This window comes from Streptomyces sp. NPDC002276 (genome assembly GCF_053891435.1).
The window spans coordinates 134165-155443 of record NZ_JBSFCQ010000019.1 but is presented as its reverse complement, the minus strand read 5'-3'; the positions used below and the strand labels follow the sequence as shown (position 1 = coordinate 155443).

Genomic DNA, 21279 nt, shown 5'->3' with positions numbered 1-21279 from the left:
ACCCGCGCGAGGGGGCGCCCACTGTCACGGTGGGCGCCCCCTCGCGTTGTCAGTGGCGCGTGCCAGTCTTGATCCATGGACAGCGAGACGGCTCTCGACATCAAGGTCGAGACGGAGAACGGGCAGACGTACAGGCGCGTTTCGCCGGTACGGCTGCGGGAGCTGGTGGCGCGGATCGGGGGCGCCGGCGACCGTTTCCTGATCGTGCAGCGGATACCCGACCTCCCTGACGTGTTCGCCCAGGTGTGGCACGAGAAGGGCGGGGACCACCGGCTCGAACACCGCCTGAGCGAGGCTGAGTTCTACGGCACGAATCTCACAGATCCCGTGCGCGTGGCGGAGCTGCTGACCGGCTGGGCGCGGCAGACGGCCGGCTGGGACGCGGACGTCGGCTGGGAGCCGGTCGACCTCGGCCCCCGCGAGGAGGTGCCCGAACTCCCGGACGAGGTGCGGGAGAAGGTCGAGGAGCGGGTCAGGACCCGGCTGCGCTGCGGCTACGACGACCGCGGGACGCTGACCGAGATCGCCGAGGACCACCTCGTGAAGGGCGACGAGCGGCCGGTCTCCCGCGCACAGGCCACGCGGCTGGTGGACCGGCTGTGGGTGGAGCGGGTGACCGAGCAGGCGGCCTGGGAGGGCGTCACCGACCCGGACCGGCTCACCCGCGCCTTCGAGACGCTGGACGCGAGCGGCATCACCGCCCGGGAGAACTTCGCCTGCTGCCGGGGCTGCGGCCTCGCGGAGATAGGCGCGGAGCGGGCGGGTGCGCGTGGCTTCGTCTTCTTCCACCAGCAGGTCACCGAGCACGCCGCGGCGGGGCACGGGCTCGCGCTGCACTACGGCGGGTTCGACGGCTCCGCCGAGACCACCACGGCCGTCGGGCACGAGGTGCTGGCCGCGCTCCGGGCCGCCGGGCTGTCCGCCGGCTGGGACGGCGATCCGGACAAGGCGATCGACGTCAAGCCGCTGACCTGGCACAGACGGCTGGTGGGATGAGGGGCCGGACGTCAATTTCCCGCCAAGGGGGCGTCCAAGCTGTGAGAGAAGGGTCCTGTTGCGGGCGTGTGTCTGCTTCAATGGGCCCATGGGCAACTACCAGAAGTGCGGAGCGACGGGTCGCCATGACCTGGAGCCCTTCTGGCCTTCCCGTCAGCACCATGACTTCGACCGGGTGTGTTGTCGCGCGATGAACGCGCCGGCCCTCTAAAGCCGTACACCCTCGGCCTCCGGCCTGCGCGACTCGATGTACGTCCCTCGACGAACCTCTCGCGCGAAAGAGCTGACCTCTCATGGCGATCATCCGTTCACTGCCCTCCGCCACCCTCGACGCCCCGGCGCCCTCCCCCGCCCCGACCGGTACGCGGAACCATCTGCGTGCCGTCGACCGGGACGAGGTGATCGACGTCGCGGAGTTCCTGCCGCCGGGTGCCACCTGGCTGCCGGCGCCGCCGCACACGCTGCCCACCCTGCCGGGGCAGCCGCCGATGGTCGGGTACCTCGTCCTCATCCCGGCCGACAGCCCGCACCTCGCCCGGACCGGGCACCCCGACATCCTGCCGGACGGCGTGCCCGACATCACCGCTGGCATCACCGCCGACGCCGAACCGCTCGTCCGCATCGACACCGTGCAGCGCACCGCGCAGCTCAAGGGCGAGGAACTCGACCTCACGTACCTGGAGTTCGAACTCCTCGCCCATCTGGTGGCCCATCCCAACCGGGTGCACACGCGTGACCAGCTGGTCACCACGGTGTGGGGCTACGGGCATGTGGGCGACGGCCGTACCGTCGACGTCCACATCGCCCGGCTGCGCCGCAAGCTGGGCGTCGAGCACCGCAAGGCGATCCAGACGGTGCGCCGGGTCGGGTACAAGTACACGCCGCCGACCGCGCGCTGACCGTCTGCCGACGGCAGATTCACGTTCCGTTCCGCGGGCCGCGCGGGCAGAGTCGCCCTATGAGACTTCTGGTGCTGGGCGGTACGGAGTTCGCGGGACGGGCCGTCGTGGAGGCGGCCCTCGGGCGGGGCTGGGAGGTGACCGTCCTCAACCGGGGACGGCACGAGGCCCTGCCCGGGGTACGGGCGCTGCGGGGTGACCGCACCGCGCCCGGCGGGCTCGACGCGCTGGCCGAGGGCGAGTGGGACGCCGTCGTCGACACCTGGTCGGCGGCGCCCCGCGCGGTGCACGACGCTGCGCGGCTGCTCGCCGGGCGGGTGGGCCGGTATGTGTATGTGTCGAGTTGCTCGGTGTACGCGTGGGCGCCGCCCGCCGGATACGACGAGTCCGCGCCCGTCGTCGAGGGCGCCGAGCCCGACGCCGACAGGACGGACTACGCGCGCGACAAGCGGGGCGGCGAGCTGGCCGCGCTCGACGCGTTCGGGACGGAGCGGTCGGTGCTCGTGCGGGCGGGGCTGATTCTCGGGCCGCACGAGAACGTCGGGCGGTTGCCGTGGTGGCTGACGCGGATCGCGCGGGGTGGGCCGGTGCTGGCGCCGGGACCGCGGGGGCTCGCCCTTCAGTACGTGGACGTGCGGGACCTTGCGGAGTGGGTGCTCGGTTCTGTGGAGCGGGAGTTGAGCGGGGCGTACAACCTGATCTCGCCGCGGGGGCACGCGACGATGGGGTCGTTGTTGGACGCGTGTGTGCGGGTCACCGGTGGGGTGGCGTCGCTGCGTTGGACCGAGCCGGAGGTCGTGCTCGCGGCCGGGATCGCGCCGTGGACGCAGTTGCCGGTGTGGGTGCCGCCCGGTAGTGAGGAGCATGACGCGCTGCACTCGGCCGATGTGTCCCGGGCGTTGGCGACAGGGCTGAGCTGTCGTCCTGTCGAGGAGACGGTGGCCGATACGTGGAAGTGGTTGCGGGGCATCGGTGGGGTGGCGCCGCGGCGGCCGGATCGGCCGGGGGTGGGGCTTGACCGTGCTGTGGAGGCGAAGGTGCTTGGGGTGCCGTTGGAGTGGTAGTTCGTCGGGTGCGGGTCGGTGGGGGCTGGTCGCGCAGTTCCCCGCGCCCCTGAAGCCGAAAGCCAGCGGTGTTGATAGGCACACCCCCGCCACGGTGGCCCGGCCCCGTGACCTCCTCGCCCCTCTCCGTGAGACTGGGCGTATGGACATGAACAGGGCCCGTACGGTTGTCACGGCCGGGGTGCGCGGACTCGCCCTCGCTCTCATCTCCCTCGGCGGGTCGCTCGCCCTCTTCGTCCTTCTGGTCCTTTCCCTCGTGACCATCCCCCTGGGGATCGGGCTGATCACCACGCCCCGGGTGCTGGCCGGTGTGCGGGCGCACGCGGATCGGCGGCGGCTGTTCGCCGTGGAGTGGTGCGGGGTGCGGATTCCGGTGGAGCCGAGCGGGGCGAAGTCCTGGAAAGGCACCTTCCGGTTGCTCGGCTGGCTGTTCGTCGACATGACCGCCGGGTTCGTCACCGCGCTGGTGCCCGCCGCCCTGGCGTTCTATCCGCTGGAGGGCTTCGCGTTGGCGTTCGGGCTGTGGCGGGTGTTCACGGACGGAACGTATGTCGGGTGGTGGTACGGGTTCGTGCCGGTGAGTGGACAGGGCAGTGCGCTGCTGGCCGGGCTGCTGGGGGTCGCGCTGCTCGTCGCCGCCTACTTCCTCACACCCGCGCTGCTGCGGGTCCACTTCCTGCTGACGCGGTCCGTGCTCGCTCCGGGGCAGGGTGAACTCGCCGAGCGGGTACGGGTGTTGACCGAGACTCGGCGGGACGCGGTGGACTCCTCGGCGGCCGAGCTGCGGCGGATCGAGCGGGATCTGCACGACGGTGCGCAGGCCCGGCTGGTGGCCGTGGGGATGGATCTCGGGACCATCGAGGCGCTGTTGGAGAAGAACCCGGCGAAGGCCCGTGAACTGCTCGCCCGGGCACGGCAGTCGTCCGCCGAGGCACTGGGCGAGCTGCGCGACCTCGTGCGCGGTATCCATCCGCCGGTGCTGGCGGAGCGTGGACTCGGCGATGCCGTAAGGGCGTTGGCGCTGCGGATGCCGGTGCCGACGGAGGTGGGCGTGGACATCGGGGGCGGGCGGGCCGACGCGCCGGTCGAGTCGGCCGCGTACTTCGCGGTGAGCGAGGTGCTGACCAACGCGGTGAAGCATGCGGGGGCCGACCGGATCTGGGTCGACCTGCACCACGCGGAGGGGATGCTGCGGATCTCCGTCACCGACGACGGTGGGGGTGGCGCCGTGGTCGGGGCGGGGTCGGGACTCTCCGGAGTCGGGCGGCGACTCGGTACATTCGACGGCGTCCTGGCCGTCAGCAGCCCCGCGGGCGGTCCCACCGTGGTGACCATGGAGATTCCGTGCGTGTTGTCCTAGCCGAAGACCTGTTCCTGCTGCGGGACGGTCTGGTCCGGCTGTTGGAGGCCTACGACTTCGAGATCTCCGCGGCCGTGGAGAGCGGGCCCGAACTCACCAAGGCGCTGGCCGAGTTGGCGCCGGACGTGGCCGTGGTCGACGTACGGCTGCCGCCCACGCACACCGACGAGGGGTTGCAGTGCGCGTTGCGGGCGCGGCGGGAGCGGCCCGGGTTTCCGGTGCTGGTGCTGTCGCAGCACGTGGAGCAGTTGTACGCGCGGGAGTTGCTCGCCGACGGGAGCGGCGGGGTGGGCTATCTGCTGAAGGACCGGGTGTTCGACGCGGAGCAGTTCGTGGACGCCGTACGGCGGGTGGCGGGCGGCGGGACGGTGATGGATCCGCAGGTGATTCAGCAGTTGCTGGCGCGGCGGGCGGCCGACGACCGGCCGCTGGGGCGGCTCACCCCTCGGGAGGCAGAGGTGCTCGAACTGATGGCTCAGGGGCGGTCGAATGCGGCGATCGCGGGGCAACTCGTCGTGACGGAACGGGCGATCGGGAAGCACACGTCCAATATTTTCGCCAAGCTGGGGCTGGAAGTCTCGGACGACGACAATCGTCGCGTGCTGGCGGTATTGGCCTATTTGGACCAGGGACGCTGAGCACAAGCTGTGAGTTGATCACAACTACCGGTGTTTAACGGCCAGTTGATAGGGGACTTACCCAGGAACCTCTCATCAATTTATGAGACGGCTGAACACTCCTGGGACCCCCTGCGTATCAAAGGGAGCCGCTTCACTCCTGTCGGGCGCCTCGCTGCCCCGCAAGGAAGTCAGAGGAGTTCCATGGGACGCAATGATCGTAAACGCCGTACGCCGATGGCCACCAAGGCCATTGCCGCCTCGGCTGCCCTAGCGCTCGGTGGGGCCGGGCTGCTCTGGGCGCAGATGAACGCTTCGGCTCACGAGTCCAACTCGTCGGGCCAGAACACGACGAAGGCCGCTGCGGCGAGTGCTGTCGCGACGATCGCCTGCCCGGACGTCGGCCAGCAGCTGACGAACGTGCCGCAGAAGGCTCGTCAGGGTGTCGCCACCGAGTTGGCGAACCTGGACAAGCAGATCACCGAGGCCTACGCCCGGCTCGCTTCCACGCGCCAGGCACAGGCCAACGACCCGAGCTTCGTGCAGAACGCGATCGTCGGCCCCCTCAAGGAGAAGCGGGCCGCGACGATCGACCGTATCCGCATCGACATCCAGCGAGTGGGCGGCAGTGTTAATGCGGCTGCACTGAAGCAGCTCGCCGCTTGTACGACGCAGACCGCCAACAACACCACCGCCGGTGGCCAGAACAACAACGGTGGTCAGAACAACAACAACGGCGGGCAGAACAACAACGGCGGCCAGAACAACGGCAACACCGCCGCCCCGAGTGCCAGCGCCTCCGCGCCCGCCGCCAACAACGGTGGTCAGGCAGGCAACGGCCCGACGGCCGCGGACTTCGTGGACATCACGAAGGTCGCGAACAACGTGCTGGCGAAGCCCCAGAACCAGGCTCAGGCCTCGAAGGGCAGCTTCACCACCAAGTGCGGTGTCAACGCCAACAAGAACCACAACACCGACAACGTCATCGTGGCGCCCGGCGTGACCAACGGCGCGCACCACGAGCACGACTACGTCGGCAACCAGAAGGTCAACGCGTTCTCCACGAACGACTCGCTGCTGGCCGCCCCCTCCAGCTGCCAGAACCAGAGTGACCTCTCTTCGTACTACTGGCCGGTCGTGCGTGTGCAGGACGGCACGAAGGAGTTCGACGCGAACGCCCAGGGCGGTGGCCTGGAAGGCAACGTCGGCAAGATCCTGACCCCGCAGTCGGCGCAGATCAAGTACGTCGGTTCGCCGGCCAGCAAGGTCGTCGCGATGCCGCAGTTCCTGCGCATCATCACCGGTGACGCCAAGACCCTCACCAACGGTCTGGCCAACGCCAACGCGCACTGGAGCTGCACCGGCTTCGAGACCAAGGTCCAGCTGACGGAGCAGTACCCGATCTGCCCGCAGGGCAGCAACGTGGTCCGCACCTTCGCCTTCCAGAGCTGCTGGGACGGCGTGAACATCGACAGCGCCAACCACCGTACGCACGTGGCCTTCGCGGACCCGGCGAGCGGTGTCTGCGGGAACGGCTTCAAGGCCATCCCCCAGCTGACGATGCGTCTGGTCTACAAGATCACGCCCCCCACCATCCAGGCGGACGGCACCGTGAAGAACGCCTACGCGGTGGACGGCTTCCCGGAGCAGCTGCACAAGGCGTCGACCGACCACGACGACTTCATCAGCGTCACGAAGAACAACCTGGCGGCGACGATCGCCAACTGCGTCAACACCGGCAAGAAGTGCCAGTGAGCGCAGCTAGCCGGTAGCACCCGGTAGCAGGAAAGCGGGCGGTGGGTTCTCCCACCGCCCGCTTTCCTGTGTGTCCTGGACTAACCGGTGTGGGCCCTTTGAGGGGTGTGAACCGGTGACACGGTTTTCAGCTGGTGTGCTTCGAGTGGTCGGTGCCGATCTCCTCGTCGCCGCCGAGCGTCGTCTGCAACTTCTTGACGATCTTGTCGGTGCCGACGGCGACCCACTTGCGGCCGACGAGGTAGAACCCGCCGTAGTCCTTGGCGTCGTTGATCCACTCGCGCTGGCCGCGGTCCGTGGCGAAGGTCGCGAGGACGAACTTGCCGTAGCTCATCTTGCAGATGGCCTGGCGGAGTTCGTCGGCGTCGGTCTGGATGTCGGGCGTGCACTTCACCTTGGCCGCCAGGCTCTCCAGGCTGCCGGTGGCCGCCGGAGGTACGGTCGCGGCCTTGGTGTCGGCGCCGCAGCCCACCAGCGCCAGCGCCGCCGTGGCACCGGCCACCGCGAGCATCGGTCGGGTCAGCCTCATCTGTCGTTCCTCCGGTAGTCCGGTCAGCAGCATGCCGCAGACGGCCCCGACGAGGGGCCTTCTCCTTCGATACGGACACAACGGGCCCCGCACTCAAATCCATGGCCCTGGGCTGTATCCGTCTGCGAAGGTGGCGCCCGTGAACAGAGACTGGGAAGACCGTACGACCGCCGCCTGGGCGACCTTCGACGACTATCCGGAAGAGCGGGCCGCCGACTTCCGTGCGCTGATCGACGCACTCGTCGCCGAACTGCCGGACGGCAGCCCGCTGGGCCCCTTCGAGCGGGCCTGCGCCTGGGACTCGACCGGCCACTCGGACCAGGCCGTTCCGCTGTACCAGGAGGCACTGGCACGCGGGCTGAACGGCTACAAGGGCCGTCGCGCGAAGATCCAACTCTCCAGTTCGCTGCGGAACATCGGCCGGGCGGCGGAAGGCGTCAAGCTGCTCACACCCGAACTCGACGGCCCCTCGGACGAGTTGGACGACGCGGTACGCGGATGCCTCGCCCTGTGTCTGTCCAGCCTGGGCCGTGACCGCGAGGGCCTGTCCCTCGTGCTGGGCGCGCTCGCGCCCCATCTGCCGCGCTACCAGCGGTCGATGGCGAACTACGCGCGGGCGCTGGTCGAGCCCACCGACCGAACCGCCTGAGTCACCCGGGTGGCGGTGACCAACTCACGATTCGCTCGTTTTGCTGAACGTGCAGTCACAGGATGTCGCCAAGCGCCCCGCCGCTTCACCCACCGCCCCGGTCGTCGATGTCGAACAGGCCGAGGCCGCGCTCGTCGAGCACTATCCACGGCTCGTCCGGCTCGCCTATCTGGTGCTCCCCCCGAGCCTCGGCCGCAACCGGCGCGTCCTGACCGCGCACGCCCTCACCCAGCGCGCCCTGCCCAGGGGCCGCGCGTCGGCGTCCGCGATCCCGGCCCAGTCGACAGGCCGGGACGGCGACCCCGGTTATGCCTTCGTCCGCCTCCAGGTCGTGCGTACGGCACTGGAGGCGGGCCTCCCGCTGTCGTTCCGGGCGTGGCCCAAGCGCTCCCAACTCCCGCCGCTGCTCCCCCAGGTGTGGGGCCTGCGGCTCTTCCCGCGCTCGGGCGGCGCCGACGAACTCGCCCTGGACCAGCGGCTGTCGGCCCTGTCGGGCCCGGCCCGCGCGGTGTACGCGCTGCGCGGCCTGGAGAAGCTGCCCGACGGCGACGTACGCCGCGTGCTGACCACGGCCGGAGTGGAAGACGTGGACGCGGCGCTGTGCGAGGCCGACGAGGCGCCCGCGCAGTACCCGCTGCTCGACTCCCCCGAGTTCGACCCCTGTTCGCTGCACGCCCGGCCCACCGATCTGATGCGCCGCCGCCAGCACGGCAAGGCCGCGCTCGCCGCCGCGGCGGCCGTCGCCGTGTGCGGCGCGCTGCTCGTGCTGCCCGGCGGCGGCTGGGGCCCGGACGGCGCCGCCGCACCCGCGTACGCGGCGAACCCGGCGGCCCAAGCCGCCCTGAACCCAGGCAGGTTGACCCGGATCGCGCCCACCGCGTGGGAGCTCTCCACGCGCAAGGACTTCTCCGTCTGGCCCGCCCGCGGCGACCTCACCGGGAACACCGCCCTGCTGCGCCGCGCCCTCGCCGTCTGGGCCCGCCCCGGCGAGTCCGTCCAGGTCTCGGCGACCCCCGGCACCCCCTCCGGCGGCCCGGCCGGACCACCCCAACTCCTGTACGCGGGAACGGTCGACAACGCCCGCGTGGTGATCCTCTACGACGGTCTGCGCATCGCCCGCTACGCCGAACCGAAGGACGGCACCAAGGGCGCGGCGCTGGACTTCGCGCGGGTCGACGGCGCGACCGGTACCGAGGCCAACGCGGTGGTCCTGGACCGGGCCGACGGCAACGTCCGTTATCTGACGGCCCCTTGGGTGAAGAAGGTCGCCGAGCGGGACCTGCTGAAGCCGAGCGCCGGTGCCCTGCCCATGACCCTCACCGACGGCATCACCTCGCCGCTCGCGTCCCCCGCCCAGCAGACCGGCGCGTGCACGTCGTGGAACGTGCTCCAGCTGACCGACGACACCGGCACCCGGCTGATGAGCGACCTCGGCGAACTGGTCCCGGCGCACCTCACCGCCGGCCGGCCCGGCGCGACCCACGAGGTGTCCGGCGCGGGGACCCAGCACGCCTGGGCGCCCTTCGCCTGCTCCCTCGGCGCGATGCGCTCGCTCGGCGTACGGTCCGTGAACGCCTGGCAGTACGCCCAGCAGCCGCTGCCCGACGCGAGCGGCACGGCGGACTGGATGTGCACCCGGGCCGAGACCTGGCAGGGCGGCGGCGAGCGGGTGCTGGCGCAGTTCCACACCCCGGGCGGGACGTACGGCGCGGTCGCCGCGAAGGCGCAGGACGTGGCGGCGTGCGGGGCACGCGACCCGCAGGTGCTGGCCGGAGTGCTGTGGAAGTCGGCGGCGGGCAACTGGTATCTGCTGGCCGCGGGCGGCAAGGACACGAAGTCGGTCAGGGCGACGGGCGGGGTGACCGGCTCGGCGCAGGGCGGCCTGCTGGCCGTGAAGACCGAGCAGGGCGTCCAGGCCGAGCTGAAGGGCACGCTGGCCGACGGCAGGACGATCACCGGCCTGCGCTAGACACCGCTAGCTGACACCGGCGTCAACAAGTACCCGCACAAGGGTTCCCCCCGGACTTACCCGTCAGTACATTGACGCCATGTCCAACAAGCAGCCGCTCAAGGCCCGAAAGGTGTCCTTCTCCTGGGAGGGCACCCCGCTGCACTGGGTGCCAGGCGATCCGTTCACCACGCACACCATCAACGTGCTGCATCTGCTGCTGCCCGCCGGCGAGCGGTGGTTCGTGCACGTCTACAAGCAGGTGCTGCCCCTCATCCGGGACGACCGGCTGCGCGAGGACGTGATCGGGTTCATCGGCCAGGAGGCGATGCACTCCCAGGCCCACGACGAAGTCCTGCCGCATCTAAGGGAGTTGGGCCTCGACCCGACCCCGTACACCGCGCAGGTCGACTGGTTCTTCGAGAAGCTGCTGGGTGACCGCACCCTGCCCCCGGGCCGGGCCCGGAAGTGGTGGCTGCTGGAGCGGGTCGCCACCATCGCGGCCATCGAGCACTACACCGCGTTCCTCGGCGACTGGGTGCTGAACGCCGAGGAGCTGGACCGGCGCGGCGCCGATCCGACCATGCTGGACCTGCTGCGCTGGCACGGCGCCGAGGAGGTCGAGCACCGGTCCGTCGCCTTCGACCTCTTCATGCACGTCGACGGCAGCTACCGGCGGCGCGCCCGCACCTGGGCCACCGCGTTCACCGCCCTGATGTTCCTGTGGCAGCGCGGCGCCCGCTTCTTCATGGCGAACGACCCGACCCTCGTCGACGCCAAGGCGAGCTTCAAGGACTTCTACGTCGCCGGCCGACGCGGCACCCTGCCCGCGACCGGCGACATGCTCAGGTCCATACCCCGCTATCTGAGCCGCGCCTACCACCCCTCCCAGGAGGGCAGCACCGCGCAGGCCGTCGCCTATCTGGCGTCCTCGCCCGCGGCACTGGCCGCCGAGAAGAGGGCGGAGTAGTGCCGAAGCCGCTCACGGTCGCGGTGCTGGCCGGTGCCGCGCTGCTGACCCGGCGCGCGCTGCGGCGCCGGGTGCGGGTCTCACCGCTGTGGCCACTGCCCGCACTGGACCCGCCGACCTCGGGTCGGCCGCGCACCCGGGCACTGCGACTGCGGGTCGCCGCGCGGGAGACGGTCGCCGACGGCGTCGTACAACTGCGCCTGGAGGGAAGGGACTTGCCGGGCTGGGAGCCGGGGGCGCACATCGATCTGGTGCTGCCTTCGGGGCTGGTGCGGCAGTACTCACTATGCGGGGATCCGGCGGACAGCTCGTCGTACACGGTCGCCACGCGGCTGGTCGAGGACGGGCGGGGCGGATCGCGCGAGGTGCACGAACAGGTGCTGGTGGGCGCGGAGTTGGAGGTGCGGGGGCCGCGCAACAGGTTCCCGCTCGTCGCGGCGCCCCGGTATGTCTTCGTGGCCGGCGGCATCGGGATCACGCCCGTCCTGTCGATGCTGCGGGCGCTGCCGGAGGGTGCCGACTGGCGGCTGCTGTACGCGGGTCGGACGCGGGAGTCGATGCCGTTCCTGGCCGAGATCGAGGAGTTCGGCGCGGACCGGGTGACCGTCGTGACCGGACTGCCGGATCTGGACGGGGAGTTGGCGGACGTACCGGAGGGCACGGTCGTCTACTGCTGCGGGCCGGAGGGGCTCATGACGGCCGTCGCCGAACGCTTCCCGGACGTGCGCCTTGAGCGCTTCGCTCCCCGGGCCTCGTCCGAGGGCGAGGCCTTCGAACTCGAACTCCGGCGCAGCGGAAGGACGTTGACCGTACCGGCCGACTCCACCGTGCTCGCCGCCGTCCGCGCGGAGCTGCCGAACACCCTCTACTCCTGCGAGCAGGGATTCTGCGGAACCTGTCAACAGCGGGTACTGGAAGGGGAAGTTGAGCACCGGGACGAGTTGCTGACGGATGCGGAGCGGGCCGACTCGATGCTGATCTGCGTGTCCCGGGCCCGCAGTGTGCGTCTGGTGTTGGATCTGTGATGGGGTGATGTGAACAACCCTGGTCGGTCCGGTCCGTTCGGGGCCGGATCAGATCGGTAAGGTGTTCGCATGAGTACCGGGGTTCGCCGCAGGATGGGAGTCGAGGAACGGCGACAGCAGTTGATCGGCGTCGCTCTCGACCTGTTCAGCCATCGCTCGCCCGACGAGGTCTCCATCGACGAGATAGCCGCCGCCGCGGGCATCTCGCGACCGCTCGTCTACCACTACTTCCCCGGCAAACTCAGCCTGTACGAGGCCGCGTTGCAGCGCGCCTCGGACGATCTCGCCGGGCGGTTCGTGGTCCCCGAGGAGGGCTCGCTGGGGGGACGGCTGCTGCGGGTGATGGGCCGGTTCTTCGACTTCGTGGACGACCATGGGCCCGGTTTCGCGGCGCTGATGCGCGGCGGTCCGGCGGTCGGCTCGTCCACCACCAACGCGCTCGTCGACGGGGTGCGGCATGCCGCGTACCTTCAGATCCTCTCCCACATGAAGGTCGAACAGCCGCCCGCCCGGCTGGAGTTGATGATCCGTTCGTGGATCTCGCTGGTCGAGTCGACGGCACTGATCTGGCTGGACGGCCGGCGTATCCCGCGCGCCGATCTGGAACGCCAACTCGTGCACGACTTCGGGGCGTTGGCGGCGGTGAGTGCCGCCTACGACGACGAACTGGCCGCGCTGCTGCGCGAGTCCCTCCGGAACGAGCCGGGCGACGGGCCGTTCACCGACCTCGTCGTCCGGCTCGTCGCCCTCGCGTCGTAGGACAGAAGAGGGTCTAGCGCTCGAACTTCCGGTAGGACGCGTCGAGTTCGCGTACCTCGGCGGAGGCGTGCAGCACCGAGCCGTCCTCGTCGATGTACTCGCGGAGGAGTTCCAGGACCTTCTCGGTCAGCTTCGCCTTGGTCTCCTCGGTGCGGCCGGCGAGCAGCCCGAGGGTGACATGGACGACGGTGTGTCCCAGCTCGTCGAGACCCTCGTACCCGAAGGCCGTGTACTCGGCCGGGCGGAACTGGGTCTTGCACGCCTCCGGCTTGGCCGCGGCGATCCCGACCACCGCCTCGTGCAGCGCACGGGCGAAACCGTCCTGGTCGAAGGAGATCGTGTGCGAGTGGTCGACGGTGATCTGCGGCATGGGCTTCCCCTGTTGTTCTCGGCCGAATAACGGGCTCACCCTAGCCGCAGCGCCAGCATCGCGATGTCGTCCTCCCGGTCGACGCCGAAGCAGTCGAGGAGGGTGTCGCACAGGGCGTCCAGGCCGGGCAGGGCGCCGGAGGCGGCGGCGCGGAGGTGTTCCATGGAGGCCGCGATGTCCGTGCCGCGGGTCTCGATCAGCCCGTCGGTGATCATCAGGAGCCGGTCGGTGGGTTCGAGGAACAGTTCCGTGGGCGGCGGATGGGAGAGGCCCACGCCGAGCAGGGGGCCCGCCGCCTTGGCGTAGTCCGCGGTGCCGGAGTCCCGGACGATCAGCGGCGGGATGTGGCCCGAGTTGGAGATGAGGGTGCGCCCGGTGCCGGGGTCGACGAGGGCCAGGCACATGGTGGCCGTGGTCTCGGGGTGGTAGTGCCGCAGCATCCGGTCCAGCCGCTCGGCGAGCACGCTCGGATCGCTCTCGTCGACGCAGTAGGCGCGCAGCGCGTGCCGCATCTCCACCATGACGGTGGCCGCCTCCAGGGAGTGCCCGACGACGTCGCCGACCGCGAAGAGCACTCCCCCTCCGGCGCGCAGGACGGCGTAGAAGTCGCCGCCGATCTCCGCGTCCTGGGACGCGGGCACATACCGGACGACCGCGTTGACGCCCGGGATTTCGGGCAGCTGGTCCGGTTTGGGCAGGAAGCTGCGCTGGAGGGTGAGGGCGACATGCCGTTCGACCTGGTACATGAGGAGCGGCTCGGCGGCGAGCGCGGTGGCCTGGGCGAGCTGCGCCAGCAGCGCCTCGGCCTCGGGGCCCACGCGGCGCAGCCCGCGGGTGGGCGCGGCGAGACAGACCGGGGCCCGGCCCTCCTGGGTGAGCACCACCGCGAGCCGGGCGTCGTGCTCCACGCCGGGCCGGAAGTAGCCGGTGGGCCACAGCGGCGCGGGCACCGTGGTGATCTGCACCCCGGACTGCCCCTGGGAGAGCCGCCGCAGCAGCCGGGCCACGGCCCGGTCGGCGCCGGGGGCCGGCAGCGCGACCGAGGTACGCTCCCGCGGCAGACCGCGGTACAGCTCGTCGTCCCGGTCCAGGACGAACACGGCGGCGGGGGTGTTGGTGAGCCGTGCGGTGCCGTCGGCGGCGACCTCGACGAGTTCCTGGAGGGAGCGCGCCGCCTGGATGGTGACGATCATCTCGGACAGCAGGGTCAGCCGTTTGACGAGCGCCTGGTCGTCGGCGCGCAGCCGGGCGGCGCGGACCGCGGCCCGGACGGCCGCCTCGATCTCCTCGGGCTCGGCGGGCACGGTCAGATAGGCCTCGTCGCCCGCGTCGAGCGCCGGGCAGCGGTCGCTCGGCGGGACGGCGAGGGCGGAGACGTGCACGACCGGCAGGCCCGCCATGCGTGGCCGTTCCTTGAGCAGTCGGCAGAGTTCGAAGCCGCTCATGTCCGGCAGGTGCACGTCGATCAGGGCCACGTCGGGCAGATTCCCCTTGCGCAGCCGCACATCGAGTTCGGTGAGCGCCTCGCCGCCACTGCCGACCGCGAGGACCCGATGACCGGCCCTGCTCAGCACACTCTCGACCGCGAACCGGCTCGCGGGCTCGTCGTCCACGAGCAGCACGGTCGCGTGCGTCAGCTTGCCATTGACGTCCATTTGTCAGCCCTGGCCCTTTGACACACCGGTGGAGCAGGCCGGTGTCCACAGCCTGCCCCACCACGATAATGCGCTTTCAGGATGTCCGGGTGAATACCGCCACTGTGCGTTCCGGAACCACGAAAGTGCCGGTCCCCTTGTCGTAGGAAGCGGACTTCACCATGGCGTCCGCGCCCGCCGCCTGCACCGGGTGGAGCCGGTAGCCGGTACCGGCCAGGGCGTCGACCTTCTGCTCCTGCCCGCTCGGCGTCGCGTTGAACACGACCACGAGATCACCGAGTTCCATGGTGATCACCCCGGGCGTCTCGTCCTTCCCGGACAGCGGGAACGACAGCTTCGCCTGCACCTGCCCGGCCGTGTCGAGCGAGAAGACACCCTCCGTCGTACGGATCCTCAGCAGATCCCGATACGCGGCCGAGGCCCCCTCGATCTGCCCGCAGCCCACCTTCACCGACGTCAACAGACCTTTCGCGTACGGCCACTTGGACGCGTTGTCGGCCGCCGACGGCAGCCCCCGCCCGAAGCCGTTGCCGTCCGCGCAGTTCCAGTGGATCGCGTTGAACCAGTCGCCGCTGTCGAAGGAGTTGCGGTCCAGGGACTTCGAGCGCAGCAGATCGGTACCGGCCTGGGAGAGGGACGGCCCCTGCGAGAGAACGGCGGTGGCCATCGCGAGGACCTGCGCCCGGGCCCGGTCGTCGGCGCCGGTCCCGGCGGGCAGCTTGTACGTCAGCGCGTCGAACAGCGACTCGTTGTCGTGCGCGTCGACATAGGCGAGGGCGTCGCCGGGCGCGTCCGCGTATCCGGCGGGAGCGCCGTTGTAGTCGATCTCGGCGCCGGTGACGTCCTTCCCGTCGGTGTCGGTGAAGCGGTACTTGGCGAGGTTGCCGCTCAGGCCGACCTTGATGAGGTCCTGGTAGTGCAGCAGGCGGGCCTTCTGCTCGGCCGAAGTGCCGTTCGCCGTGGAGGAGTTGGGGTCGGTGTAGAGCCCGGAGGCGAAGCCCTGCACTCCCGGGTCCGCGTCGAAGGGGCTGCCGCCGCGCACGGCGTCCCGGGCCCGGTCGGAGAAGGTGGCGATGCCCGTGCCGGCCATGTTCTTCTGCGTGGCCTGCACGAACCGGGCGTCGTCGGCGACCTCGCCGAAGTTCCAGCCCTCGCCGTACAAGATGATCTTCTTGCCGTCGACGCCGTCCTTCGCGAGCGTCAGCGCGTCCAACGCCTTGCGCACAGCCAGGATGTTGGCCTTCGGCTGATGCCCCATGAGGTCGAAGCGGAAGCCGTCGACCTTGTACTCCTTGGCCCAGGTGACCACGGAGTCCACGACGAGCTTGCCCATCATGGCGTTCTCGGTCGCCGTGTTGGCACAGCAGGTGGAGGTGGCCACGCTGCCGTCGGCCAGCAGCCGCTGGTAGTAGCCGGGCACGATCTTGTCGAGCACCGAGTAGTCCGCCTGCCCGCTGGCCGCCGTGTGGTTGTAGACCACGTCCATGACGACCCGCAGCCCGTCCTCGTTCAGCGACTTGACCATCTTCCGGAACTCGACGGTACGGCCGGTGCCGTCCGGGTCGGTCGCGTACGAACCCTCCGGAACCGTGAAGTGGTAAGGGTCGTAACCCCAGTTGTAGGCGTCTTTCGCGGCGACGGCCGCCACGCACGCCTGTTGCCGCTCGGAGTCGGCGGCGTAGGAGGCGAGGTCGCAGTCGGTGGTGGACTGTTCGGACTTCTTCTCCGGGATGGTGGCGATGTCGAAGGCGGGCAGCAGATGCACGTACGACGTCCCCGACGCGGCCAACTCCCGTAGATGCTTCGAGCCGTCGCTGTTCCGGTCGGTGAAGGCGAGATACGTCCCCTGGTCCTTCGCGGGGACGGTCTTGTCGGCGACGGAGAAGTCCCGGATGTGCAGCTCCTGGATCTCGGCGTCCTTGAGCGCCACCGCCTTGGGCTTCTTCAGGCTCGACCAGCCGCTGGGGGCAAGGGACTTGGCATCGAGGTCGACGACGAGGCTGCGCTCGGAGTCGGCGGTGAGGGCGACCGAGTAGGGGTCGGTGACCTGGTTGGTGACGACCTTCCGGACGGTCGGCGCCCACACCTTCACGACGTACCGGTACGGCTTGTTCTTCCAGGAGGCCGGACCGGTGACCGACCAGACGCCGGTGGTGGCGTCACGGCTCATCCTCTTCAGCGAACCGTCGAGATCAAGAGACACGTTCTGTGCCGTCGGCGCCCAAACGGCCAGCGTGGGACGGCCGTTGCGGAAGGTCGGACCGAGGTCGGCCTTGGTCGCGGCGGCGTACACGTCGTCGAGGACACCGGCGATCTGCACCCCGGTCGCCGTCAACACGGCCCCGTTGACGGCCCGTTGGGAGGCGACGAGCTGCCCGGTCAGGGCCTCCCGCACCCGGCCCCGGTCACGCGGGTCGACGGACCAGGCCGAGTAGTCCTTCAGATAGGGGAACTTGGCCTTCTGGGCATCGGTGAGCGTGGTCTTCGACAGCCGCAGCCACCGCTCGTCGTCGCTCGACAGCGCCCCGTCCTTCACGGCGATCGAACCGTCGTGGGAGTAGAGGAGTTGGGTGGAGGCGGCGGCATCGGAGCCGTTCCAGGCGACCGTGTTCCGGTCGATCCAGACCGCCTTGGAGGTGGTCAGATCGAGGGCCGCCGCGCTGCCCGCGGGCTGCGGCAGGAGGTACTTCTCCTGACCGTTCAGCAGCCACACTTCATAGCCGTTGGACTTGAGGTCGAGCGACTGGTCGGCGGAGAGGTCCTTCTCGTCGCCCTTGTGGATGATGTAACTGAGGCCCGTGGCACCGGAGTTGAGCGGCACCTCGAAGACGGCGCCGTAGGCGTCGGTCCGCGCCGGCTGCAACGGGCTCGACCAGTCCGTGGGGCTCGCGGCGCCCGTCCAGACGTGCAGCCCCCAGCCGCTGTAGTCGCCGTCCGCACGGTGGTAGTGGATGACGGCCTTGGCGGTGTCCTGCGCCGGATAGTCCGGCCGCTGAGTCCCTACGGCGTCCTTGCCCTGCTCGATCCAGACCTCACCGGTCTTGGTGACGTCGATCGAACGGTCTGCGGAGACATCCTTGTTGCCGTCCTTGTCGATCACCAGGAAGCTGACGTTCGAGGCGCCCGGCTTCAACTTGACGTAGGCGAAGGCACCGTAGGCATCCCGCCCGACGAACGGATGACTGGCCGGCCAGGTGGTCGCCTCGCCGTCCGCGAGGTCGCCCCAGGCGTACAGGCCCCAGTTGTCGTAGTCGCCGTCGGTGCGCTTGTAGTGGACGACCGCGTAGTCGCGGGAGGAGGCGGTGGGGATCTCCGCGGCGGGCGGGGTGCCGGAGGTGGAGGCGGCTGTCGCGCTCGCCGTTCGTCCGGTGGAGTCGACCACAACTGCCTTGTACCGCAGGGCCGTTCCGGGCGCCACGTCCTTGCCGATGGTCTGCGTGACCTTGTACGGGGCGTGGTCGGCGGAACCGAGCGTCTGCCACTTGCCGTTGCCGGTCTGGGCGGCGAAGACGACCCGGTTGAGCTGGCCGCCGTTGACGTCGGCGCTCAACTCGACGGTGCCGGTTGCTCCGGCGTCCGGCGCCTTGAGGGTGATCGTCGGCTTGCTCACCGGCCGGGCAAGGGCACCGGCCGCCTTGAGCACGATCGCGGAACCGGCCGGGACGGTGACCGTCACCTTGTTGTCGGCGCCGCTCGTCACACGCGCCGAACTGCCGTAGATCCCCCGGTACTTCATGTCCGGCGAACCGGTCGCGAAGGTCACCGTCTGCGCGGTGTCGGCGTTGTTGAGGGCGACGACGTACTCGGCGCCGCCACTGGTCCGCGTGAAGGCGTAGACACCGGCGCCGTCGGCCGCGTAGCGCTCGGTCTGTACGCCGTCGGTCAGCGCCGGGTTGTCCTTGCGCAGCTTCGAGAGAGCGGCGATCTGCTTGTACAGCGGGGCAGTTGGGTCGTAGGAGTCACTGGCGGCAGTTCGCTCGGTGCCGATCTCGTCGTCGTCGAGATAGTCGGCGACCTTCGACGCGAACATCGTCTGGCGGGCGTCCTTGTCGCCGCCGGAGCCGGTGAAGCCCTGTTCGTCGCCGTAGTAGACGACGGGGTTGCCGCGGCTGAGGAACATCAGCTCGTTGGCCAGCTTGTCCTTGGCGAGCAGCTCCGCGTCGGTGGCCTTCGGGTTGTCCTGGTCGAGGAAGTAGCCGATGCGGCCCATGTCGTGGTTGCCGAGGAAGGTGACCTGCTCGTAGGCGTTCGCCTTGTCGGTCGTGTACTTGTAGTCGTCGCCGAAGACACTCGCGAGCTTCCGCGCGCTGCCGCCCTGGGAGGCGTAGGCGCGGGCCGCGTCCTGGAAGGGGAAGTCGAGCGTGGCGTCCAGGCGGCCCTGGGTGACGTAGGGCGAAGTGACGGACGTGTCGGCGGAGTAGACCTCGCCGAACATGAAGAAGTTCTTCCGGCCGTGCTGGGCCGCGTAGTTGTCGAGCGCCGTCGCCCACTGGGTCCAGAAGTCCATGTCGACGTGTTTGACGGTGTCGATGCGGAAGCCGTCGACGTCGAAGTCGCGGACCCACTTCTCGTAGATCTTCTCCATGCCGCTGACGACCTCGGGCCGTTCGGTCCACAGGTCGTCGAGGCCGGAGAAGTCGCCGTAGGTGGCGTTCTCGCCGACGTAGGTCGAGTCGCCCCGATTGTGGTACATCGTCGGGTCGTTGAGCCAGGACGGGACCTTGGCGTTCGTCTTGCCGACGGGGACGGTCGGGGTCTTCGGGAAGGAGGAGGTGGAGACGGCGGGGAAGGCGCGGGAGCCGTCCGCGTAGTCGGCGTCGTCGAAGGGCTGCCCGTCCTTGGTGAGGTAGGGGAAGGCGCCCTTGGAGAGGTAGTCGTAGGACTTGCCCTCGTAGTCGACGACGTCGGCGGTGTGGTTGGTGATGACGTCGAAGAAGACCTTCATGCCCTTGGCGTGGGCCTTGGAGATGAGGGTCGCGAGGTCCTTGTTGGTGCCGAAGTGCGGGTCGACCTGGGTGAAGTCCGTTATCCAGTAACCGTGATAGCCGGCGGAGGCGTCACTCCCCGCCCCCTGCACGGGCTGGTTCTTGAAGATCGGGGCCATCCAGATGGCCGTGGTGCCGAGGCCCTTGATGTAGTCGAGCCGGTCGGTCAGGCCCTTGAGGTCGCCGCCCTGGTAGAAGCCCTTGTCGGTGGGGTCGTAGCCGGTGCTGAGGCGTGAACCGGTCAGCCCTCCTTGGTCGTTGGAGGTGTCGCCGTTGGCGAAGCGGTCCGGCATCACGAAGTAGAACTGCTCGCGGGTGTCGTCGTGCCGGGCGGGCGTGGCGGCCAGCTTCGCGTCGGACGGGGGTGCGGGCGGGGTCGCGGCGTGGGCGGCGAGGGGTTGGACGAACGCCGCGAGGAGTGCGGCGACGATGACGCCCGTGGCCCTTCTCCGTCGCTCGGTGCGGGGCGTGCGGGACGCCGGCCATCTCGGTATCACAGGCGTGAACTCCTTGCGATTACGGCTCAGTTCGGGTCCGACCCCGGCGAGACCGTATCGCCGACGCAAGCATTGCAGCAAGAGTCGTGAAAGGCATGGAAAGAACTTTCATCGACGGCCTCGACCATTCCCCACCGGAAGGGTCTGGAACCGATCACTCCGAGAGCCCGTCCTACAGGCCGCACCTGTTGCACATCGCGGAACACGGAAACCGGGCAGCCCGGCCCACCATCCCTGTTCAATAGATTTACCTAGGCAACTAAGGGCATGTGAAAGGAAAGCCGTTGATGGAGCTATCCCGTCTGGCGGAGGCCCTGAGAGCGGAGGCGCTGGACGCCGCTCTGACCGATGACGGCCAGATCGTGGTCAACCTGCCCAGCAGCAGGGACCAGTTGATCCTGGGACCCAGCCGGAGCGGCAGCGAGCCCCGGCTGTTCTGGCAGCGCCGTACCTTCCTGGGGACCCGTACCAACGAGTGCGGATATCTGGAGTGGACGGCCGCCCCGGAGCCCGTGGTCGCGGCGGTCCTCGGCTACACGCGTGCCTCGGGCCCGAGCGGGCCGCAGTACGGACCGGTCCTGGACGCGCTGCGGGGCAACGGCCTCGACGCGGGGGTCGTCACCACCAGTGGCGGCTGTCATCTGATCTGCGTCTACCTCGCCGACGGCACCCGACTCGTCATCGGCGCCCCCGAGTCGCTCCCGCCCCAGCTCAGCCAGGTCACCGGCTGGCTGGTCCGGCACAAGGGCCCCGGCGAGAAGTCCACGGTCGTCTACCACTCGGCGCCACAGGACCAGGAGGCAGGGGCAGCGACCGGCGGGACGGCGACGGGCGGGGCCGACGTCAACCTGATGGCGAAGCACGTCGCCCGCTACGTCACCGAGGCGGGCCTGTGCCACGACGTCCACCGCCCGTTGCCCGTCCCGGCACCCGAGCAGGAGGTCACCGCGAGGTCACTGGCCCGGCTGGTCGGGGAACTGGCCCAACTACCGTGCCACCAGGAGCAGTTGGACAACACCGGCGGGGCCCTGATCACCATCACCGAGCGGGACGGCTCCAGCACCAGGACGGCGGAGGTCCCCGCCGAACTCGTGAGCCGTATCCACTCGGTCCTGCAAAGCATGCTCGTCGTCATGCGGCCGTACGAAGCGGAGTAGCGGCCGGCGTCCGGCCCCTACGGGACCCCGCGTGGCTCCCGCCG

16 protein-coding genes are annotated in these 21279 nt (G+C 69.8%); 12 read left to right on the top strand and 4 right to left on the bottom strand.

Annotated elements, in window-relative coordinates; all coding sequences use genetic code 11:
- Nucleotides 1-75: 75 nt before the first annotated feature.
- From ACWIHT_RS37540 to ACWIHT_RS37515, 6 genes are all read left to right on the top strand, one after another.
- Entirely contained in the window at nucleotides 76-996 is a 921-nt protein-coding gene (locus ACWIHT_RS37540; RefSeq protein WP_456172935.1) for a DUF6891 domain-containing protein, read from the top strand.
- A 293-nt stretch (nucleotides 997-1289) separates the two neighbouring features.
- Nucleotides 1290-1895 (top strand): winged helix-turn-helix domain-containing protein, encoded by a 606-nt coding sequence (locus ACWIHT_RS37535; RefSeq protein WP_456172934.1) that lies wholly within the window; start codon nucleotides 1290-1292, stop codon nucleotides 1893-1895.
- 59 nt (nucleotides 1896-1954) lie between these two features.
- Complete coding sequence (locus ACWIHT_RS37530; RefSeq protein ID WP_456172933.1) at nucleotides 1955-2959, top strand: NAD-dependent epimerase/dehydratase family protein; 1005 nt, start codon at nucleotides 1955-1957, stop codon at nucleotides 2957-2959.
- A 142-nt stretch (nucleotides 2960-3101) separates the two neighbouring features.
- Nucleotides 3102-4319 carry a sensor histidine kinase gene (locus ACWIHT_RS37525; RefSeq protein WP_456172932.1) on the top strand — a complete coding sequence of 406 codons (1218 nt, stop codon included), beginning with the start codon at nucleotides 3102-3104 and terminating at the stop codon, nucleotides 4317-4319.
- Nucleotides 4304-4957, top strand: a complete 654-nt coding sequence (locus ACWIHT_RS37520; protein WP_456172931.1) for a LuxR C-terminal-related transcriptional regulator — start codon at nucleotides 4304-4306, stop codon at nucleotides 4955-4957. The genes ACWIHT_RS37525 and ACWIHT_RS37520 overlap by 16 nt, the downstream gene beginning before the upstream one ends.
- Before the next feature lie 183 nt (nucleotides 4958-5140).
- Nucleotides 5141-6691, top strand: coding sequence for a DUF1996 domain-containing protein (locus ACWIHT_RS37515; protein WP_456172929.1), 1551 nt, complete (start codon nucleotides 5141-5143; stop codon nucleotides 6689-6691).
- 127 nt (nucleotides 6692-6818) lie between these two features.
- Here ACWIHT_RS37515 and ACWIHT_RS37510 read toward each other — a convergent pair whose 3' ends face one another.
- Nucleotides 6819-7220 carry a hypothetical protein gene (locus ACWIHT_RS37510; RefSeq protein WP_456172927.1) on the bottom strand — a complete coding sequence of 134 codons (402 nt, stop codon included), beginning with the start codon at nucleotides 7218-7220 and terminating at the stop codon, nucleotides 6819-6821.
- Between the two features lie 139 nt (nucleotides 7221-7359).
- On the opposite strand from ACWIHT_RS37510, the gene ACWIHT_RS37505 reads away from it, so the two are divergent.
- From ACWIHT_RS37505 to ACWIHT_RS37485, 5 genes are all read left to right on the top strand, one after another.
- Nucleotides 7360-7869, top strand: a complete 510-nt coding sequence (locus ACWIHT_RS37505; RefSeq protein ID WP_456172926.1) for a tetratricopeptide repeat protein — start codon at nucleotides 7360-7362, stop codon at nucleotides 7867-7869.
- Between the two features lie 49 nt (nucleotides 7870-7918).
- Nucleotides 7919-9838, top strand: coding sequence for a hypothetical protein (locus tag ACWIHT_RS37500; RefSeq protein ID WP_456172925.1), 1920 nt, complete (start codon nucleotides 7919-7921; stop codon nucleotides 9836-9838).
- 79 nt (nucleotides 9839-9917) lie between these two features.
- Nucleotides 9918-10787, top strand: coding sequence for a metal-dependent hydrolase (locus ACWIHT_RS37495; protein WP_456172923.1), 870 nt, complete (start codon nucleotides 9918-9920; stop codon nucleotides 10785-10787).
- Nucleotides 10787-11812 carry a PDR/VanB family oxidoreductase gene (locus tag ACWIHT_RS37490; protein ID WP_456172922.1) on the top strand — a complete coding sequence of 342 codons (1026 nt, stop codon included), beginning with the start codon at nucleotides 10787-10789 and terminating at the stop codon, nucleotides 11810-11812. Before ACWIHT_RS37495 ends, ACWIHT_RS37490 begins: the two co-directional genes overlap by 1 nt.
- A gap of 69 nt (nucleotides 11813-11881) precedes the next feature.
- On the top strand, nucleotides 11882-12571 hold the full coding sequence (locus ACWIHT_RS37485) for a TetR/AcrR family transcriptional regulator (RefSeq protein ID WP_456172921.1): 690 nt from the start codon (nucleotides 11882-11884) through the stop codon (nucleotides 12569-12571).
- Nucleotides 12572-12584: 13 nt separating this feature from the next.
- On the opposite strand, the gene ACWIHT_RS37480 is transcribed toward ACWIHT_RS37485, so the two are convergent.
- The 3 genes from ACWIHT_RS37480 to pulA all read right to left on the bottom strand — a co-directional run bounded on the left by ACWIHT_RS37480 (nucleotide 12585) and on the right by pulA (nucleotide 20078).
- Nucleotides 12585-12941 (bottom strand): 5-carboxymethyl-2-hydroxymuconate Delta-isomerase, encoded by a 357-nt coding sequence (locus tag ACWIHT_RS37480; RefSeq protein ID WP_456172920.1) that lies wholly within the window; start codon nucleotides 12939-12941, stop codon nucleotides 12585-12587.
- A gap of 35 nt (nucleotides 12942-12976) precedes the next feature.
- A complete protein-coding gene (locus ACWIHT_RS37475) occupies nucleotides 12977-14596 on the bottom strand; it encodes a SpoIIE family protein phosphatase (protein WP_456172919.1) in 1620 nt (539 codons plus the stop codon).
- A 76-nt stretch (nucleotides 14597-14672) separates the two neighbouring features.
- Nucleotides 14673-20078 carry a pullulanase-type alpha-1,6-glucosidase gene (pulA, locus tag ACWIHT_RS37470; protein ID WP_456172917.1) on the bottom strand — a complete coding sequence of 1802 codons (5406 nt, stop codon included), beginning with the start codon at nucleotides 20076-20078 and terminating at the stop codon, nucleotides 14673-14675.
- Between the two features lie 287 nt (nucleotides 20079-20365).
- On the opposite strand from pulA, the gene ACWIHT_RS37465 reads away from it, so the two are divergent.
- Complete coding sequence (locus ACWIHT_RS37465; RefSeq protein ID WP_456172916.1) at nucleotides 20366-21235, top strand: hypothetical protein; 870 nt, start codon at nucleotides 20366-20368, stop codon at nucleotides 21233-21235.
- Nucleotides 21236-21279: the final 44 nt, after the last annotated feature.

What these genes read in the sequence shown, in the direction of transcription:
- ACWIHT_RS37495 (WP_456172923.1), top strand. Translation starts at nt 9,918, where the DNA reads ATGTCCAACAAGCAGCCGCTCAAGGCCCGAAAGGTGTCCTTCTCCTGG.
- ACWIHT_RS37525 (WP_456172932.1), top strand. Translation starts at nt 3,102, where the DNA reads ATGGACATGAACAGGGCCCGTACGGTTGTCACGGCCGGGGTGCGCGGA.
- ACWIHT_RS37465 (WP_456172916.1), top strand. Translation starts at nt 20,366, where the DNA reads ATGGAGCTATCCCGTCTGGCGGAGGCCCTGAGAGCGGAGGCGCTGGAC.
- ACWIHT_RS37475 (WP_456172919.1), bottom strand. Translation starts at nt 14,596, where the DNA reads ATGGACGTCAATGGCAAGCTGACGCACGCGACCGTGCTGCTCGTGGAC.
- ACWIHT_RS37530 (WP_456172933.1), top strand. Translation starts at nt 1,955, where the DNA reads ATGAGACTTCTGGTGCTGGGCGGTACGGAGTTCGCGGGACGGGCCGTC.
- ACWIHT_RS37540 (WP_456172935.1), top strand. Translation starts at nt 76, where the DNA reads ATGGACAGCGAGACGGCTCTCGACATCAAGGTCGAGACGGAGAACGGG.
- ACWIHT_RS37485 (WP_456172921.1), top strand. Translation starts at nt 11,882, where the DNA reads ATGAGTACCGGGGTTCGCCGCAGGATGGGAGTCGAGGAACGGCGACAG.
- ACWIHT_RS37510 (WP_456172927.1), bottom strand. Translation starts at nt 7,220, where the DNA reads ATGAGGCTGACCCGACCGATGCTCGCGGTGGCCGGTGCCACGGCGGCG.
- ACWIHT_RS37535 (WP_456172934.1), top strand. Translation starts at nt 1,290, where the DNA reads ATGGCGATCATCCGTTCACTGCCCTCCGCCACCCTCGACGCCCCGGCG.
- ACWIHT_RS37480 (WP_456172920.1), bottom strand. Translation starts at nt 12,941, where the DNA reads ATGCCGCAGATCACCGTCGACCACTCGCACACGATCTCCTTCGACCAG.
- ACWIHT_RS37515 (WP_456172929.1), top strand. Translation starts at nt 5,141, where the DNA reads ATGGGACGCAATGATCGTAAACGCCGTACGCCGATGGCCACCAAGGCC.